Source organism: Streptomyces sp. SID8352 (assembly GCF_009862265.1).
Lineage (GTDB): Bacteria > Actinomycetota > Actinomycetes > Streptomycetales > Streptomycetaceae > Streptomyces.
The window spans coordinates 54,312-70,411 of sequence record NZ_WWGX01000047.1 but is presented as its reverse complement, the minus strand read 5'-3'; the positions used below and the strand labels follow the sequence as shown (position 1 = coordinate 70,411).

Below are 16,100 nucleotides of genomic sequence, written 5' to 3'. Positions count from 1 at the left end.
GCGCTGCCCCGCGCGCGCGAGCACCATGGACCCATGCCGTCTCCGCTCGCCCCGCGCGCCGCCGCCCTCACCGGCACCGCCCTGCTGCTCTCCGCCCTGCTGACGGGGTGCGGCGACGCCGAGGGGCAGGGCGGCCCGGCGGACCAGCGGCTGGACTGGCGGGGGTGCCCGGCGCCCTCCGAGGCCGAGGGCGGCGGCGCCCCGCCCTCCCCGCTGCCCGACGGCGGCACCTGGCAGTGCGCCACCATGAGGACGCCCTTGGACTGGGACGACCCGGGCGGGGAGACGATCGGGCTCGCGCTGATCCGGGTCCGCTCCAGCGGCGGCGCGGACCGGCGGATCGGTTCCCTGGTCTTCAACTTCGGCGGCCCCGGCGGCTCGGGCGTCTCCACCCTGCCCGCCTTCGGCAAGGACTACGAGACCCTGCGCACCCGCTACGACCTGGTCAGCTTCGACCCGCGCGGCGTCGGCCGCAGCGTCCCGGTGGAATGCCTCGACGACAAGCAGCTCGACGCCCACTTCCAGCAGGACGCGACCCCCGACGACGCCGCCGAACGCGCGGCGCTCCTGGCCGGCACCCGGCGGTTCAACGCCGCCTGCGAGAAGCGCTCCGAGCGGACGCTGCCCCACGTCCGCACCACCGAGGCCGCCCGCGACCTGGACCTGATGCGGCAGGTCCTCGGCGACGACCGGCTGCACTACTTCGGCATCTCCTACGGCACCGAACTGGGCGGCGTCTACGCCCACCTGTTCCCGGAGCGGGTCGGACGGGCGGTCTTCGACGCGGTGGTCGACCCGACGCAGACGCCCGAGCAGACCTCCCTCGGACAGGCCGGGGGCTTCCAGCGGGCACTCGGCGACTTCGCCGCGGACTGCGCGTCCCGGGCACCGGACTGCCCCGTCGGGGACAGCGCGAAGGACGTCGAGGACCGTGTCTCGCGGCTGTTGAAGGACCTCGACCGCGCGCCGATCCCCGGCATCCCCCCGCGCGACCTCACGCAGACCGCGGCCACCGGGGGCATCGCCCAGGCGCTGTACTCGAAGGACTTCTGGGAGTTCCTCACCGAGGGTCTGGAGCAGGCGTACGAGGGCGACGGCCGGTTGCTGATGGTGCTCTCCGACGCCCTGAACGGCCGCGAGGAGAACGGCGGGTACAGCAACATCACCGCGGCCAACACCGCCATCAACTGCGCCGACGACAGGCCCCGCTACGACGCCGCCCACGTGGAGCGGAGGCTGCCCGCCTTCCGCGCCGCCTCCCCGGTGTTCGGGGAGTTCCTGGCCTGGGGCCTGGTGGGCTGCACCGACTGGGCGGTGGAGGGCGCCGCCGACCACCCCGACGTCGGCGCCGCCGGGGCCGCGCCGGTCCTGGTCATCGGCAACACCGGCGATCCGGCCACACCGTACGAGGGGGCGGCGCGGATGGCGGAGGCGCTGGGACGGGGCGTCGGGGTCCGGCTGACCTACGACGGCGAGGGCCACGGCGCCTACGACAGCGGGAACGCCTGTGTGCGCAAGGCCGTGCACACCTATCTGCTGGACGGGCGGCCGCCGTCCTCCGGAACCGTCTGCACCTGACGCCGGATCATGGGAAGCGGCAGGTCAGAAGGTTGTCCACAGGCCCCGACGGGCATCGGGCAATCCGCCTAACATGGCGTGATCGCCGTCCGCCGCAGGGCGCGGAGGGCTTGTGAGGGGGAAAAGCGCCATGACGCGTCTCGTACGGTGGACGGCCCTGGCCGCGGCCGCGGCACTGCTGGCCACGGGCTGCGGCGGCCTGCTCGGCGGGGGCGCCGGCGAGGAGCGGAGCAGTGCGCCGCCCTCGGCGGCGGCGCCGCCCGGCGTCCCCGGCTCCCTGGCCTCCCAGGTGCTCACCTGGAAGCGGTGCGGGGCCACCGCCGGCGGTCCGGCGCCGGGCCGCGCGTGGCAGTGCGCCACGCTCAGGGCGCCGCTGGACTGGTCGAAGCCGGACGGCGGGACGATCGGCCTCTCGATGATCCGCAGCAAGGCCCGCGGGGGCGAGCGGATCGGTTCCCTGTTCCTCAACTTCGGCGGCCCCGGCGATTCCGGGGTGTCCACGCTGCCGTCCTACGAGGACGTCCTCTCCCGCCTCCACCAGCGGTACGACCTGGTGAGCTGGGACCCGCGCGGGGTGGCCGCCAGCAGCGGCATCCGCTGCCGCGACGACGAGGCGCTGGACGCCGCCGGGGCGGTGGACTCGACGCCCGACACCCCGGCCGAGGAAGCGGCCTTCCTGAAGGACGCGGCCGACTTCGGCAGGGGCTGCGCCAAGGCCGCCGGCACGCTCTTGTCGCACGTCTCGACCACCGACACCGCCCGTGACATGGATCTGATGCGCCATGTGCTCGGCGATCGGGAGACGCGGTACCTCGGCTTCTCCTACGGCACCGAGCTGGGCGGTGTCTACGCCCATCTGTTCCCCGGGCGGGTGGGGCGCCTGGTCCTGGACGCGGTGGTGGACCCGACTGCGGACCTCGTGGGCCACGCCGAGAACCAGGCCCGGGGTTTCCAGCGCGCGCTGGACAGCTATCTGGAGTCCACCGGCGAGGACCCCGTCGAGGGCACCGAGAGGATCGCCGACCTGCTGGCGCGGCTCGACGCCGAGCCGCTGCCGGCCTCGTCCGGGCGCGAGCTGACCCAGACGCTGGCGCTCACCGGGATCGCGCTGCCGCTGTACAGCGAGGACGGCTGGCCGGTGCTGACCGAGGCGCTGGAGGCCGCGGAGGAGGGGGACGGCACGGAGTTGCTGCGGCTCGCCGACATGTACAACGAGCGGGACGAGTCGGGCCGGTACGGCACGATGGGCCACTCCCAGCGGGTCATATCGTGCCTGGACGACAGGCGGCGGCCGACGGTGGAGGAGGCGAGGGCGCTGCTGCCGGAGTTCGAGGCGATCTCCCCCGTCTTCGGGGCGTTCATGGCCTGGGACACGGCCGGGTGGTGCCGCGAGTGGCCGGTGCGGGGTCAGCGCGACACCCCGGAGGTGAGCGCGCCGGGCGCCGCCCCGGTCCTGGTCGTGGGCAACACCGGCGACCCGGCGACGCCGTACGAGGGGGCCCGCAGGATGGCGGACGGCCTGGGCAAGGGGGTCGGCGTGCTGCTCACCTGGGAGGGCGAGGGCCACGGCGCCTACGGCAGCGGGAGCGACTGCGTGGACTCGGCCGTCGACGCCTATCTGCTGGAGGGCAGGGTGCCGGAGGACGGCCGGGTCTGCTCATGACGACGGCGGGGGCCCCGGGCACCCGTGGTGCGCGAGGCCCCCGCCGTACGGGGAGCCGGGCCGGGACACGGGCCGCGGACGGCCCGGTGCTCCGGCGGACCGGTGCCCGGTCAGTAGATGGGCTTCTCCGGCTCGATCTGGTTGACCCAGCCGACCACGCCGCCACCGAGGTGCACGGCGTCCGCGAATCCGGCCGACTTGAGCACCGCCAGGACTTCCGCACTGCGGACACCCGTCTTGCAGTTCAAAACGATCTTCTTGTCCTGCGGAAGGCTGCCGAGGGCGGAGCCCATGAGGAACTCGTTCTTCGGGATCAGGCGGGCGCCCGGGATGGAGACGATCTCGAACTCGTTCGGCTCACGGACGTCGATGAGTTCGATGTTCTCGCCGTCGTCGATCCACTCCTTGAGCTGCTTGGGAGTGATCGTGGAGTCGGCCGCCGCCGCCTGGGCCTCCTCGGACACGACGCCGCAGAAGGCCTCGTAGTCGATCAGCTCGGTGACGGTCGGGTTCTCGCCGCAGACCGCGCAGTCGGGGTCCTTGCGGACCTTGACCTGGCGGTACTGCATCTCCAGGGCGTCGTAGATCATCAGGCGGCCGACCAGCGGCTCGCCGATGCCCGCGAGGAGCTTGATGGCCTCGTTGGTCTGGATGGAGCCGATCGAGGCGCACAGCACGCCGAGGACGCCGCCCTCGGCGCAGGACGGGACCATGCCGGGGGGCGGGGGCTCCGGGTAGAGGCAGCGGTAGCACGGGCCGTGCTCGGACCAGAAGACCGAGGCCTGACCGTCGAAGCGGTAGATGGACCCCCAGATGTACGGCTTGTTCAGCAGCACACAGGCGTCGTTGACCAGGTAGCGCGTCGCGAAGTTGTCCGTGCCGTCGACGATGAGGTCGTACTGGCTGAAGATGTCCATCACGTTGTCGGCCTCGAGCCGCTCCTGGTGAAGGATCACGTCGACGTACGGGTTGATGCCCTTGATGGTGTCCCGGGCGGACTCGGCCTTGGAGCGGCCGATGTCGGCCTGGCTGTGGATGACCTGGCGTTGCAGGTTCGACTCGTCGACCTCGTCGAACTCCACGATGCCGAGGGTGCCGACACCGGCGGCCGCCAGGTACATCAGGGCCGGGGAGCCGAGGCCGCCCGCGCCCACGGCGAGCACCTTGGCGTTCTTCAGCCGCTTCTGCCCGTCCATCCCGACATCGGGGATGATCAGGTGGCGGGAGTACCGGCGGACCTCGTCTACGGTGAGCTCGGGGGCGGGCTCGACCAGGGGTGGCAGCGACACGGGGACTCCGTTTGTCGGTCAGTGATTACGGTTCTTCCGCTCGTAACACTGCCACGGCCTTTTTCATTCCGAGACACCCGTCCCGACTTCCGAGACAATTCCGTCCCAGTACCCGGGCAGGGCCTCCCAGAGGGCGCCGCGGGAGGCCCCGCCGACGCGGCCGGCCCGGTCGGCCCGGTCGGCGGAGCAGACGGTGGCGGCCCCCCGCCAGGGGGCTGTCCGCGGCGCCTCCCCCGGACGACCGCGCGGTACGCCGTGCACGGAGCGGCAGAAGCGGTCCGGCGGATGGGCGGCGCTCCACTCGGCCGCCCGGGACCAGTGGTAGTCGCTCCGGGCGCCGGAGAAGGTGACGAGTCGGTCGGCGTTCTCGGCATGGCCGGGGTGGCTGCCATGGCCGAGGACGCCGTGGGCGTGCTCACACAACGCGCGGAGCGCGCCGGCGGTGCGGCGGACGGCGGGCAGGCCGGACCGTCCGGAGGGGCACCGGTCGAGGAGGAAGCCGCCGGCCCGGTACCGGTCGAGGTACCGCTCCCGCGTCGGCGAGCGGGTCGGCCGGGCCGCGCGCCCCCGGCGGCGTCGAGGTGCCCGAGCAGCCGGACCCCGGCGCCGCGCAGCCGCCCGGCGGCCTCCGGGCAGCTCGGGTCGAGGTGGGCACCGGACCCGTACGCGACGTTGAGGACCACCCGGCGCAGGGGCGCGCCGGGGATCGTGAGAGGGCCCACTCGGCGGGCGCGAGGAGGGGGTGGGCGGGGCCCGGCACGCCGGGACCGGCGCGGGACCCGGGTGCCCGCCGCGCCGGTGGCGGCGCCGGTCAGATGCGGCACGCGGCCTCCATCCAGATGTCCGCGAGGGATTCCTCCAGGTTGATCCGGGGGCGCCAGCCGAGCCGGTCGCGCGCGGTGCGCACATCGGCCTGCTGCCAGCCGCCGCAGCCGTCCGGGTAGGGGTGGGCGACGGGGGTGACGTGGTCGGGGTCGCCGCGGTGGGCGAGACCGTCGCGGTGGTGCCCGGCCGGATCGGGGCGGTGGTGGCCGAGGGTGTCGGCGCGGTGGACGAGGGCCTCGGTGCGCGGATGGCCGATGGTGGGCCGCAACGCCCCGGGAGGGGCGTCGAGTTCGTGCAGGGCGCCGCCGTAGCCGGCGACGCGGGCGAGGGTGGCGGCGGCGTCGCGCAGCCGGACGGCGCGGCCCGAGCCGATGTTGATCACGCCCTGGGCGGCGGAGAGGGAGGCGGCGTGCACGGCCCGGGCCACGTCGCGGACGTCGATGAAGTCGCGCTGGGCGCCGAGTCCGCCGAGCCGGAGTTCCCCGTCGCCGGACTGCATGGCGCGCCGCATGGCCTCCGCGAGCCGCCCGAGGGGGGAACCGGCGGGGGTGCCGGGACCGGCGGGTGAGAAGACCCGCAGTACCACGGCGTCCAGGCCGGAACCGAGGACGAGTTCGGTCGCGGCGAGCTTGCTGACGCCGTAGGGACCGCCCGGGCGGGGCACCGCGTCCTCGGCGGTGGAGGAGCCGGGCTGGCTGGGCCCGTACTCGGAGCTGCACCCGATCTGGACCAGACGGGCGCCGCAGCCGCTGCGCCGCAGCGCCTCGCAGACGGTGGCGACGGCGACGGTGTTGTGCCGGGTCAGTTCGCGGGCCCCGCCCCGGGTGGCACCGGCGCAGTTGACGACGACGCCGGGGTGGACCGCGTCGAGGAAGCGGGTGAGGGCGCCGGGGCTGCCGGTTGCGAGGTCGAAGCGGACGTCGGCGTCGTCGCCCCGGCCGAGCGCGGTGAGCTGGACGGCGGGGTCCGCGAGCAGGCGGTCGGCGACGAAGCGGCCGAGGTAGCCGTTGGCTCCGATCAGCAGGACTCTCATCGCGCGGCTCCCGGTGCCGAGGCGTCGGGTCGGGAGGTGGTCATCTGCGGGTCTCCTTCGAGAGGGTGGTGCGGGGTGGGCGTCCGGGGAGCGCGCGGTCGGCGCGGTCGCTCCGCGGGCGCGGGGGCCGGGGCTCCGGTGAGCCGTCGGCACGCGTGGATCAGCAGGATCAGGGCGCCGGCGGAGCAGGCCGCGGCGGGTACGGAGGCCGGGCCCCAGGCGGTGACGAGGGCCTGGACCGGCAGGGCCACGGGGCCCAGCCCCGGTAGCCGCCCGGCGAACACGACGGCCAGTGCGGCCGCCTCGGCCGTCGCGGCGGCACCGACGACGAGGGCGGCGCCCCGGGAGGTGCCGTGGACGGCGAGGAGCCGGGCGAGCAGGAGCAGCGCCCCGAGGGGAAGCGCCTGGAGCAGGGCGGCGGGCTCGCCCAGGAGCCGCCCGGTCAGCGCGAGCAGTCCCGCCAGGGCGCCCAGGTACAGGGCGACGGTGCCGAGCAGGAGGGGACGCGTGACGCCCGGGAGGCCCGCCGTCCCCGGGCCGGGGGCCGACCGGCGGCGGGCCCGGGTGGTGAGGAGGCGGGCGGCGGCGACGGCGGGCGCGCAGGACAGGGCGAGGGCCAGGACGGGACCCGCGGTGGCGGGCCAGGGGCCGTCGGCGGCGCCGGTGGGCAGGCCGTCGGGGCCGCCGGTGAGCGCGGTCGTGAGCAGCCCGTCGCCGAGGAGGGCGTAGCCGAGGAGCCAGCAGACGCCGGAGGCGGCACGGAAACGGGGGGCGGTGCCCGGACCGGGGCCGGGGCCAGGACCACCGGGGCCGGGGCCAGAACCAGGGCCAGGGCCAGGGCCAGGGCTCGGGCTCGGGCTCGGGCGCCTGTCGGAGCTGGGGCCGCTGTCCGGACCCGGGCCGGCGCCGGGATCTGACTCGGTGTCGGGACCTGGCTCGGGTTCGGCACACAGACCGGTGTCGGAGCCGGAGGGGGCGATGGCGCGGAACCGGGCGTGGGGGCGGGTGCTCAGCGGTCCGTGGCGCAGCACCACGCGCAGGGCCGAGGCGAGCGCGAGGGCGCCCAGGAAGACGGCGAGGGTTCGGGCGTGCCCGCCGGTGAGGCGCAGGCAGGCCACGGAGGCCGTGCACAGGGCGCCCGGCAGCAGGGCGAGCGGGAGCCGGACGGTGTACGCCGAGGACGAGGCGGGGGAAGAAGCGGTCGCGCCGCCGATGGGACGGGCGCCATCGGCTGAACCATCGTTGTCCATGGCGGGACCGCCGCCCGACGGCGCGCGGCGCTCGGGGTCCGGACGGCTGCCGGGCCTTTCGGGGGAATCGTCCGAGCGTCCGGAGCCGTGCGCTCCCTCGGGAGCGGCCTCACTGGAGCCGCCGAGGCCCAGGGAACCGTCCGGCCCTTCCCGTCGTTCCGTCCCACCGGTGCCGGTCATCAGGGCACCTCCATGGAGGAGGCGGAACCACGGGGTCCGGCGGGAAGAACGACACGGTTCGCCCGGCGGGACCCCGCCCCCGCGGGGACGACGGTGGGCACGGCAAGCCGCAGGGATGCCCCCACTCCGTCGGCGAGGACGTGGAGAACGCGGGGCAGGGCACCGGGGACGGTCGTACGGGCCGGGGCCTCCAGGCACATGTCGTGCAATGCCGTGACGTTCCACTCGGCGCTGACCGGCACCACCCGTGCACCGGCGCGCACGGCGGCTTCCCCCGGCGCACGGCACCCGGCGGCGCGGAGCGGTACGGCGCACGCCCGCGTGCGCGCCCGAGGAGTGCGCGAGGACACGGCGGGCCGGGTGCGCCGGAGGCCCTCCGTCGCGGCGCGGGTGCCCGAGGACACGCCACCGTTGTGCGTGGACACGGCCACGGACGGGGAGGGCTCGCCCCCGGCGGTCCCGCCCAGGGCGTCGGTGACGACGTTGGTGGGGACGGCCACCGCCCCCGGGGCGTACGGGTGGGCGTGGGCGGGGAGTTCCGGACCGCCGGTCCTCCCAGGGGAGTCGGAGCCGGGCAGATGGACGGAGACCGAGTCGGCAACGGCCTCGTGCGCCCGGGCGGACTCATGACCGAAGCGCCGGGTGGCCGGAGCCCCGTGGCGCCCGGGGCGACCGACGGCGGCCCCGACGCCGGAGGGCGTGCCGATGGTCCCGGGGCACGCCCCGGTCCCGCCGTGCGCGTCGTCCCCGTAGTGCCCCTGAGAGAGGGGGCGTGCAGCGGTGGCGAACCGCGCGGTCACGGCGGGCAGCCCCGCATCGCCCGCCCGGCGTGCGGACGGCCGGTGGCCGGGCGCGTGGCGGGCGCGTCCCGGGGCGTGCACGGCGGCCCTCCGGCGGAGTGCCGTAGCCAACCGGCCCCCGCCGTGGCGCAGTTCCGCAGAGCTGTACGGAACAGTGACGAAACGGTCCGCCTGAAGGACCGTGCCCCGCACCCTCCCCCGCACCGCATCCCGGACCCGCACCCCCGAGGACACCGCCCGGACCGCCGAGGCCCTCGGACGACACGATCCCGTCCGACCCGTCGGCCCCGTCGTCGCGGACCCGGCCACGGCGGGCACTTGGCGCCCCGGGGCCACCGCAGCCGAACGGGCCGACCCGGCCACCCGGACCACCGGAGCCACCGGAGCCACCGGAGCCACCAGAGCCACCGGAGCCACCGGAGCCACCGGAGCCACCGGAGCCACCGGGAGCATCCAGCCCCCCAAGGCAGCCGCGGCCGCCGGGGCGCCACCCCGCACCTCTCCCCCGACCGCGCACCGGCGCACACGGCCCGCAAGGCCCCTCCGACCGGCATCACCCGGCGCGGAACCAGAACCGCGGGAACCGGAACCGCACCCGTCCGGCGCGGAACCGGTACCGCCGGAGCCAGAACCAGAACCGGAACCGACCGACGCGGAGCCGGACCCGACCGACGCGGAACCGGAACCATCGGGCACACGGCCCCCCGCCGGGGCGAGCCGCGGGCACCCCGGTCGCCACCGCCGAGGTGCCCGCCCGGGACCCGCTCCGCGCTCACCGCCGCAGACCGCGGAGAGGTCGAACGCGTGCCGCCCGAACCCGCGCACGAGCCGGTCGCACCAGAACGACGACTCACCGTTCGCACACGGAGGGCCACCCTCCGCAAGCAGTCCGATGCGCACGTGCGCACCCCCGATCTCCCGTCCGGGAGCCACCGTTGGTCCAGCGGCTCGCAGCGGGACGAACGTATGCGGACGAGCGGGTGGCGCGGCGGACGGTTGTCCGTCGCGCCACCAAAAGGGGTGAACGGTCGTAACTTTCCCGCACGGGACACGTTCCGTCGCGCTATGGGATCGATCGGTCACCGAACGTCATGAACGGGCGCGCGCCGGGGAGCGCGCGGCCCCGCGCCGGGCCGGTTCCTCAACCCGTGGGGTAGGCCCAGGGGTTGGGGCGGCAGCGGATGCCGTCGTGGTCGAGGAACTTGGTCTGCTGCTGCATGACCGGGGCGAGCTGGCCGTCCGTGTCGCAGCTCACGTGGTTGTGGCCGATGCGGTGGCCGACCTCGTGGTTGATGAGCATCTGCCGGTAGGCGTGGATGCGGTCGCCGTAGGTCGTCGAGCCCTGGGCCCACCGATAGGCGTTGATCATGACCCGCTCGGTGGAGGCGGAGTCGCACGAGACGTTGTCGACGCTGGTGTCGAGCCCGGACTTGGCGCACCAGGCGGCGGTCGTCCCCGGGCTGGCCAGGGTGATCACGAAGTCCGGTTCGCCGGACTGGACGCGTTCGAAGGTACGGGCGCCGTCGTGGGCCCAGCTCCGGTCGTCGTTGAGGGTCTTCTGCACGGCCTGGGCGAACAGCGCCCCGTCCAGGCCGAGTCCGCGCTCGATGTCCACCCGGTAGGTGTACTTGCGCCCCCGCCCGGGCGCCTTGTCGCCGCCGGGGACGGTCTCGAACTCCATCGAGCCCTTGAGGTCGGCGGCGAGGGGATAGGTGCGGTTCATCTTCTGCTCGTAAGTCAGGGGCGCCGGGGAGCGGGAGGGCGTCGGGCGGGTGTCGGTCCGCGAGGCGCTGTCATGACCGCCCCGCACCTGGTCGCCGACGGCCGGGGCACCCACCGGGCCGCTCCTCGGCCCCTCGGCGACCTGGCCGGCCACGACGACGGCCAGCACCGTGGTGACGGCCGCCGCGGCGACGCCGGTGAAGGTCCGGCCCCTGCCGCCCCGGCCGGGCGCGGGTCCACCGCCGGGCGGCGCCTCTCCGACGGTCACGACCCCGCCGTCGCCGGTGCCGTCACCGGAGGCGCCGTCGGCGGCCGGCCGCGGTTCCGCGCCTCCCCCGGGGGCGGGGCGCGGGGGGCGGACGGCGAAGACGTCGTCCTCGTCGTCGTCATCGGCGCCGAAGGCGTCCAGGTACTCCTGCCGGGGCCCGCCCGGAAGGTCCCGCGACCGGCGCTGCCGGGGCAGCGGAAGGCCGGGGGCGGTGGGCGGGCCGGGGCGGTCGAGGGCGCCGGGAGGCGGTCCCGCGGGCGTGGCGCAGCCGGTGCCGGCCGTCGTACGCCCCCTCAACTCGCCCCAGCCGCCGCCCGGTTCACGTTGCTCCGGATGGCTTCCGCGGGCCTGCGGCGCGCCCTGGGCGGGGGTGCCTCCGTCGGCGTACCGGGGCACGCCGTGCGCGGGGGTGCCGTCGGGGAGGCGGGGCGATCCATGGGCCGGGGTGCCGTCGGGGAGGCGCGGAACTCCCCGCGCGGGGGTGCCGTCGGGAGGGAGGGGCGTGCCGTGGGCCGGGGTGCCGTCGGTCGGGCGCGGGGCTCCGCGTCCGCGTACCCGGGGAACCCCTTGGGCGGGTGTCCCGTCGGCCGGTGCCGCCGTTCCGCCGCCCGCCGCCGGTCCGTTCGCCCTTCGGCGGCCCGGCGCGCCGGAACGGCCCTCGCGTGGCGCGGGGTTCTCCGCGCCGTCGCCCCTGGGGGCGGGTCCACGGCGGCTGTGGCGTCCCACGTCGCGCCTCAGCCTCCTCTGCTCTGATCGGCGGCCTCGTCCCCGGTCGCCCCGCCGATCCCGGTGTCCGGCGCCGACCGCCCGGTGTCCGCGAGGAGTTCGCGGAAGGCGGTGGCCACGCTGTCCGGGTATTCCATCATCGCCACGTGCCCCGCGTCCGGCAGAGTCAGCAGCCGGGACTCGCGGAAGGCGCGGACCGCCCGGCGGGCCATGCGGTAGCCGACGAGCTGATCGCGTCCACCGTAGACCAGGAGGGTGGGGGCGAGCACCCGTTCCGCCTGGCGCCACAGCCCGTGCTGGCCGCCCACCGTGTACGCGTTGACGAGCCCGCGGGTGGACCGCGTCATCGCGTCCCAGAAGTACGGCAGCCGCAGCCGCCGTTCCATCTCCTCCACGGCGGCACGGAAGGCGTCCGGCGTCACCCGCCCGGGATCGCCGTAGCAGAGGGCCATCGCCCCGCGGACCCGCTGCTCGGGGGTCCAGTCGCTGGTGAGCCGGGTGAACAGGACCGCCACCCCGGGCACCGCCAGCAGCCCCGTGGGCACGGCGCCGCGCTGCACGCGGATCTCCGGCATGGCGGGCGAGACCAGGGTCAGTGTCCGCACGAGGTCGGGCCGCGCGGCGGCGACCCGGGTGGCGACGGCGCCGCCGAGCGAGTTGCCGAAGAGGTGGACGGGGCCCCGGCCCGCGGCGTCGAGGTGGCGGACGACCGCGCGGGCGTGCCCGGTGACCGAGTAGTCGCCGTCGTCCGGGGGCGGGGAGTCCCCGAAGCCCGGCAGATCCACCGCCTCGCCCGCGACGACGTCGTCGAGCAGGGGCATCAGCGCCGACCAGTTCTGCGAGGAGCCGCCCAGCCCGTGGACGTAGAGGGCGGGCGGCAGCCCCTCCCGCCCCGGCCTGCGCGAACGCACGGTCAGGGTGAGCCCCGGCAGGTGGACCGACCGGAGCCGCTCGCCCCGCGCCGCCCGGACGGCCGCGACCCTCGGCAGCACGGTGGCGGACGGCGCGGAGGGCGGCTCGGTCGAAGACATGCGGCAATGTTACGAGACGATCACGCACGGCTTCGTGTGTTCGCCGTCACAAGGGGGACACGGTGCCGCGAGGTGGGGCGGACGCCGCTCCAGGGGGCGCGGGGGGCCCGCGGGACGGGCCCGGGAGTGCGACGGGAGCGCGGGGTGGACGCACGGGGCGCGTGGGGTGGACGCACGGGGCGTGCGGGAGTGCGCGCGGTGTGGACGCACGTGCCGGGTGAGCCAGCGCCCGGGTCCGGTACGGGAGACACCGGCCGCGAGGGGGAACTCCGGCCCTGGACGGGAAGGCCGACCCGCCGCGACCGCGTCCCCCGTGGGCCTCCGGCGGGGAAACGTCCCGTCGTCCGGGAGTACGCCGGGGCGGCGGCGCGTGGCGCGGGAATCGGGTGTCTCCTAGGCTCGAAGTACGGGCACCCGCGGGTGGACCCTGGATTCAGGGACGTTCATAGGAAGGGAGCCCATCCATGGCCGTCGATCCCACCGATCCGGAGACCTTCGAGGACGACGAGCGGCCGGAGGAGCCGGAACTCGATGTCGAGGCGCCCGCCGCCGACACGGCCGAGCAGCGCGCCGACCTCGCTCCGGAGCAGGACGACCCGCGGGCCGGCGGAGAGCGGGGGCGGACACGCGAGGCGGACGAGGCCGACGTGGCGGAGCAGCGCCGGGTCGTCTCGCACCACGAGGACGACTACCGCTGAGCCCCGGCGCCGGACCGCCGCTCCGGTGACCCCTGTCACCCGGGCCCGCCCGGCGGCACCGCGCTGCCCCGCACCGGGCCGGACCGCCGCGAGACCCGGACACCGCCCGGGATCGCACCGGAACGGGACGCGGAAACGTCCGTGAGCAGGAGAAGGGCAGGGTGTTGCCCGCTCCGGGCGCCTTTGAAACGCATCGCACGGCTTTCCTCACCGTCCGGTCCGTGAAATTCTGCGCTCGCACCGCGCGCACCGCGGTTACCGAAAAGTACGATGACGGCGCGGCCCACACCCGCACACGGACAATCATGGGAGGCGGCGTGACAGCCATCGAGCAGACAGAGGCGGTACGCCCGCGGGGCACACGCCTTCCCCGCCGAGCGCGGCGCAACCAACTGCTGGGCGCCGCTCAGGAAGTCTTCGTGGCCCAGGGGTACCACTCGGCCGCGATGGACGACATCGCGGAACGGGCCGGTGTCAGCAAGCCGGTCCTCTACCAGCACTTCCCGGGCAAGCTGGACCTCTACCTGGCCCTGCTGGACCAGCACTGCGAGGCCCTGATCCAGTCCGTGCGGGGCGCCCTGGCGTCCACGACGGACAACAAGCAGCGCGTCCGGGCCACCATGGACGCCTATTTCGCGTACATCGAGGACGACGGGGGCGCCTTCCGCCTGGTCTTCGAGTCGGACCTGACGAACGAGCCCGCCGTGCGCGAGCGCGTCGACAAGGTCACGAACGAGTGCGCCGAGGCGATCTGCGAGGTCATCGCGGAGGACACCGGTCTCTCGCGCGCGGAGTCGATGCTGCTCGCCTCCGGCCTGGGCGGACTGGCCCAGGTGGTGGCCCGCTCCTGGCTGCACAGCGACCGGAGCGTGCCGCGCGACCAGGCGGTGCAGTTGCTGGCCTCGCTGGCCTGGCGGGGCATCGCGGGCTTCCCGCTGCACGGCACCGAGCAGCACTGAGCCGGGGCGGACGGGCACACCCCCCAGACCCGGACCCCGAGGCCCGGACCCGCGCCCCGGCCGCTCGGTACCCCGTTCGTCCGGCACCCGGCCCGGGGGCGCCGCCCCACCCGGGCCCGCGCCCCGGCCCCGCGCCCGGCGCGGCCACCGTCCGCCGCCGGGCTCGCGCCCGCGCGCCCGCGGAACACCCGGCCACCCTGTTCGCTACCGGCGTTCAGGGACGCGCGGTGTACGTCCCCTCACCGGGTTAATGTGTGCTGGGTACGGCGCGTAAGGTCGCGCACCACTGACCGTCGGAGGGACATAGGCCGTGGAGGTCAAGATCGGCGTGCAGCACGCACCCCGCGAGATCGTTCTGGAGAGCGGTCAGAGCGCCGAGGAGGTCGAGCGCGTCGTGGCCGAGGCGCTGGACGGCACAGCGCGGCTGCTGAGCCTCGTGGACGAGCACGGCCGCAAGGTCCTGGTCCCGGCCGACCGCCTCGCCTACGTGGAGATCGGCGAGCCCAGCCCCCGCAAGGTGGGCTTCGGCGCGCTGTAGCCCGCGGGCGGCGCGTCGCAGGACGTATGAGCGAGGGCCCGGCGGCCATGGCCGCCGGGCCCTCGCGTTCACTGAGAGCGCACAGGGGGCACACAGGAGGAGGGTTGTGTTCCACGGGCCGCGGGTAGATCGGACAGTGCTGTGACCGACGGCTTTCCGGGCAGACCGGCCATGTGGGAGGGACCCCGACATGATCTTGGAAGTGCTCGGCGCCGTGATCCTCGGCCTCGCGTTCGCGGGGGCCGCCCTGCACCGTCTGCCGCACCGCCTGCCCGCCCGGCTCCTCGTCCTCGCCACCGGCCTCGCCGGGGCCCTGTTCGGGGCCCTGGTCACCCACAGCGCGCTCGGCGCGGGCGGCCCGCTTCCGGCGCTGCTGGGCGCGGCGGTGGTCTCGGCGGCCTCGCTGTCGCTGCTGCTGCGCCCCGACCGGGGCCTGCGCCGCGGCTCGTCGGCCACCACCGCCTGACTCCCGGGCCCTCCGGACCCCGTCGGCTCCCGGTCCGGGCGCCGGGCGCTGCCCCTCCCGCCCGGCCCAGCCTCCCGGGAGCACACTCCCCGTACCGTCCCCGAGCACTCCCCGCACCCTTCTGAGCGGCCCTTCCGGGCCCCTCCCGCCCGGCGCGGGCTCCGGGCCGGACTCGGCAGCGCCCGGCTCCGGGAGCGCCGGCGGCCGGGGCGAGCTCGCCGGGCCGGGGCAGGACGTCGGGCGGGGCAGGACGTCGGGCCGGTGCGGGAGGTCAGGCCGCGAGCCCCAGCGCCGCCATCCGCTTGGTGTGCGCCTCGGTGATCCGGGAGAACATCCGGCCGACCTCCGCGAGGTCGAAGCCGTCCGCGACCCCGCCCACGAGCATCGTCGACAGCGCGTCCCGGTCCGCGACCACCCGCTGGGACTGCGAGAGCGCCTCGCCCATCAGCCGCCGCGCCCACAGCGCCAGCCGCCCGCCGAGGCGGGGGTCGGCGTCGATGGCCGCGCGCACCTTCTCCACGGCGAAACCGGCGTGCCCGGTGTCGTCGAGCACGGCCAGCACCAGCTCCCGGGTGTCCGAGTCGAGCCGGGCGGCGACCTCGCGGTAGAAGTCGCTGGCGATGGAGTCCCCGACGTAGGCCTTGACGAGCCCCTCCAGCCAGTCCGAGGGGTCCGTCTGCTTGTGGAAGCCGTCGTAGGCGGCCACGAAGGGCTCCATGGCGGCGGTCGGCTCCTCGCCGATCCCGGCCAGCCGGTCGCGCAGCCGCTCGAAGTGGTGGAACTCCGCCGAGGCCATCTTCGCCAGCTCCGCCTTGTCCGCCAGCGTCGGCGCCAGCTTGGCGTCCTCCGCGAGCCGTTCGAACGCCGCCAGCTCGCCGTACGCGAGGGCGCCCAGCAGGTCGACGACCGCGGCGCGGTACTGCGGGTCGGCGGCGGCCGTCGCCCAGTCCCGGGCGGCGACCCCGGTGCGTTCGGGGGGAGTGGCGTCGGCGGCCTTGCCAGGCTTGTCAGAGCTCGTCATGGAGCGCACAATAGCCCGCTCCCCGCCCCCGGTAAGGCGCTGGTCAACCAGTG

Annotated in this window: 13 protein-coding genes and 1 pseudogene; 6 read left to right on the top strand and 8 right to left on the bottom strand. The window is 75.6% G+C overall.

From position 1 onward, the window contains the following. The first annotated feature begins 33 nt into the window (after positions 1-33). The gene (locus GTY84_RS17660) at positions 34-1,578 is read left to right on the top strand and encodes an alpha/beta hydrolase (protein WP_161227252.1); all 1,545 of its coding nucleotides are present in this window, start codon (positions 34-36) and stop codon (positions 1,576-1,578) included. Positions 1,579-1,708: 130 nt separating this feature from the next. Continuing rightward, complete coding sequence (locus GTY84_RS17655) at positions 1,709-3,241, top strand: alpha/beta hydrolase (RefSeq protein ID WP_161227251.1); 1,533 nt, start codon at positions 1,709-1,711, stop codon at positions 3,239-3,241. Between the two features lie 110 nt (positions 3,242-3,351). Here the strand turns inward: GTY84_RS17655 and moeZ are convergent, their stop codons facing one another. The 7 genes and pseudogenes from moeZ to GTY84_RS17620 all read right to left on the bottom strand — a co-directional run bounded on the left by moeZ (position 3,352) and on the right by GTY84_RS17620 (position 12,365). Beyond that, complete coding sequence (gene moeZ, locus GTY84_RS17650) at positions 3,352-4,530, bottom strand: adenylyltransferase/sulfurtransferase MoeZ (RefSeq protein WP_161227250.1); 1,179 nt, start codon at positions 4,528-4,530, stop codon at positions 3,352-3,354. A 63-nt stretch (positions 4,531-4,593) separates the two neighbouring features. Beyond that, positions 4,594-5,354 (bottom strand): annotated as a pseudogene (locus GTY84_RS17645) (phage tail protein). Next, positions 5,342-6,388, bottom strand: coding sequence for an NAD-dependent epimerase/dehydratase family protein (locus tag GTY84_RS17640; protein WP_161227249.1), 1,047 nt, complete (start codon positions 6,386-6,388; stop codon positions 5,342-5,344). The pseudogene GTY84_RS17645 and the gene GTY84_RS17640 overlap by 13 nt, the downstream one beginning before the upstream one ends. Further along, positions 6,385-7,818, bottom strand: coding sequence for a hypothetical protein (locus GTY84_RS17635; protein ID WP_161227248.1), 1,434 nt, complete (start codon positions 7,816-7,818; stop codon positions 6,385-6,387). The genes GTY84_RS17640 and GTY84_RS17635 overlap by 4 nt, the downstream gene beginning before the upstream one ends. Next, positions 7,818-8,081: a hypothetical protein gene (locus GTY84_RS17630; protein WP_161227247.1), complete on the bottom strand. Its 264-nt coding sequence runs from the start codon at positions 8,079-8,081 to the stop codon at positions 7,818-7,820. The genes GTY84_RS17635 and GTY84_RS17630 overlap by 1 nt, the downstream gene beginning before the upstream one ends. A 1,678-nt stretch (positions 8,082-9,759) precedes the next feature. Further along, positions 9,760-11,334, bottom strand: a complete 1,575-nt coding sequence (locus tag GTY84_RS17625) for a DUF3152 domain-containing protein (protein ID WP_161227246.1) — start codon at positions 11,332-11,334, stop codon at positions 9,760-9,762. Between the two features lie 8 nt (positions 11,335-11,342). Next, positions 11,343-12,365 (bottom strand): alpha/beta hydrolase, encoded by a 1,023-nt coding sequence (locus GTY84_RS17620; protein WP_161227245.1) that lies wholly within the window; start codon positions 12,363-12,365, stop codon positions 11,343-11,345. Positions 12,366-12,829: 464 nt separating this feature from the next. Here GTY84_RS17620 and GTY84_RS17615 point away from each other — a divergent pair, with 464 nt between their 5' ends. From GTY84_RS17615 to GTY84_RS17600, 4 genes are all read left to right on the top strand, one after another. Next, positions 12,830-13,063 carry a hypothetical protein gene (locus GTY84_RS17615; RefSeq protein ID WP_161227244.1) on the top strand — a complete coding sequence of 78 codons (234 nt, stop codon included), beginning with the start codon at positions 12,830-12,832 and terminating at the stop codon, positions 13,061-13,063. Between the two features lie 317 nt (positions 13,064-13,380). Next, positions 13,381-14,022 carry a TetR/AcrR family transcriptional regulator gene (locus tag GTY84_RS17610; RefSeq protein ID WP_161227243.1) on the top strand — a complete coding sequence of 214 codons (642 nt, stop codon included), beginning with the start codon at positions 13,381-13,383 and terminating at the stop codon, positions 14,020-14,022. A gap of 310 nt (positions 14,023-14,332) precedes the next feature. Beyond that, complete coding sequence (locus GTY84_RS17605; RefSeq protein WP_161227242.1) at positions 14,333-14,560, top strand: DUF3107 domain-containing protein; 228 nt, start codon at positions 14,333-14,335, stop codon at positions 14,558-14,560. A gap of 190 nt (positions 14,561-14,750) precedes the next feature. Next, entirely contained in the window at positions 14,751-15,026 is a 276-nt protein-coding gene (locus tag GTY84_RS17600) for a hypothetical protein (protein WP_161227241.1), read from the top strand. A 271-nt stretch (positions 15,027-15,297) separates the two neighbouring features. Here GTY84_RS17600 and GTY84_RS17595 read toward each other — a convergent pair whose 3' ends face one another. Beyond that, positions 15,298-16,047 (bottom strand): ferritin-like domain-containing protein, encoded by a 750-nt coding sequence (locus tag GTY84_RS17595; protein WP_161227240.1) that lies wholly within the window; start codon positions 16,045-16,047, stop codon positions 15,298-15,300. Between the last annotated feature and the right edge of the window lie 53 nt (positions 16,048-16,100).

Coding starts and splice junctions, on each gene's coding strand:
- GTY84_RS17655 (WP_161227251.1), top strand. CDS start 1,709: ATGACGCGTCTCGTACGGTGGACGGCCCTGGCCGCGGCCGCGGCACTG.
- GTY84_RS17595 (WP_161227240.1), bottom strand. CDS start 16,047: ATGACGAGCTCTGACAAGCCTGGCAAGGCCGCCGACGCCACTCCCCCC.
- GTY84_RS17620 (WP_161227245.1), bottom strand. CDS start 12,365: ATGTCTTCGACCGAGCCGCCCTCCGCGCCGTCCGCCACCGTGCTGCCG.
- GTY84_RS17635 (WP_161227248.1), bottom strand. CDS start 7,818: ATGACCGGCACCGGTGGGACGGAACGACGGGAAGGGCCGGACGGTTCC.
- GTY84_RS17615 (WP_161227244.1), top strand. CDS start 12,830: ATGGCCGTCGATCCCACCGATCCGGAGACCTTCGAGGACGACGAGCGG.
- GTY84_RS17640 (WP_161227249.1), bottom strand. CDS start 6,388: ATGAGAGTCCTGCTGATCGGAGCCAACGGCTACCTCGGCCGCTTCGTC.
- GTY84_RS17660 (WP_161227252.1), top strand. CDS start 34: ATGCCGTCTCCGCTCGCCCCGCGCGCCGCCGCCCTCACCGGCACCGCC.
- GTY84_RS17600 (WP_161227241.1), top strand. CDS start 14,751: ATGATCTTGGAAGTGCTCGGCGCCGTGATCCTCGGCCTCGCGTTCGCG.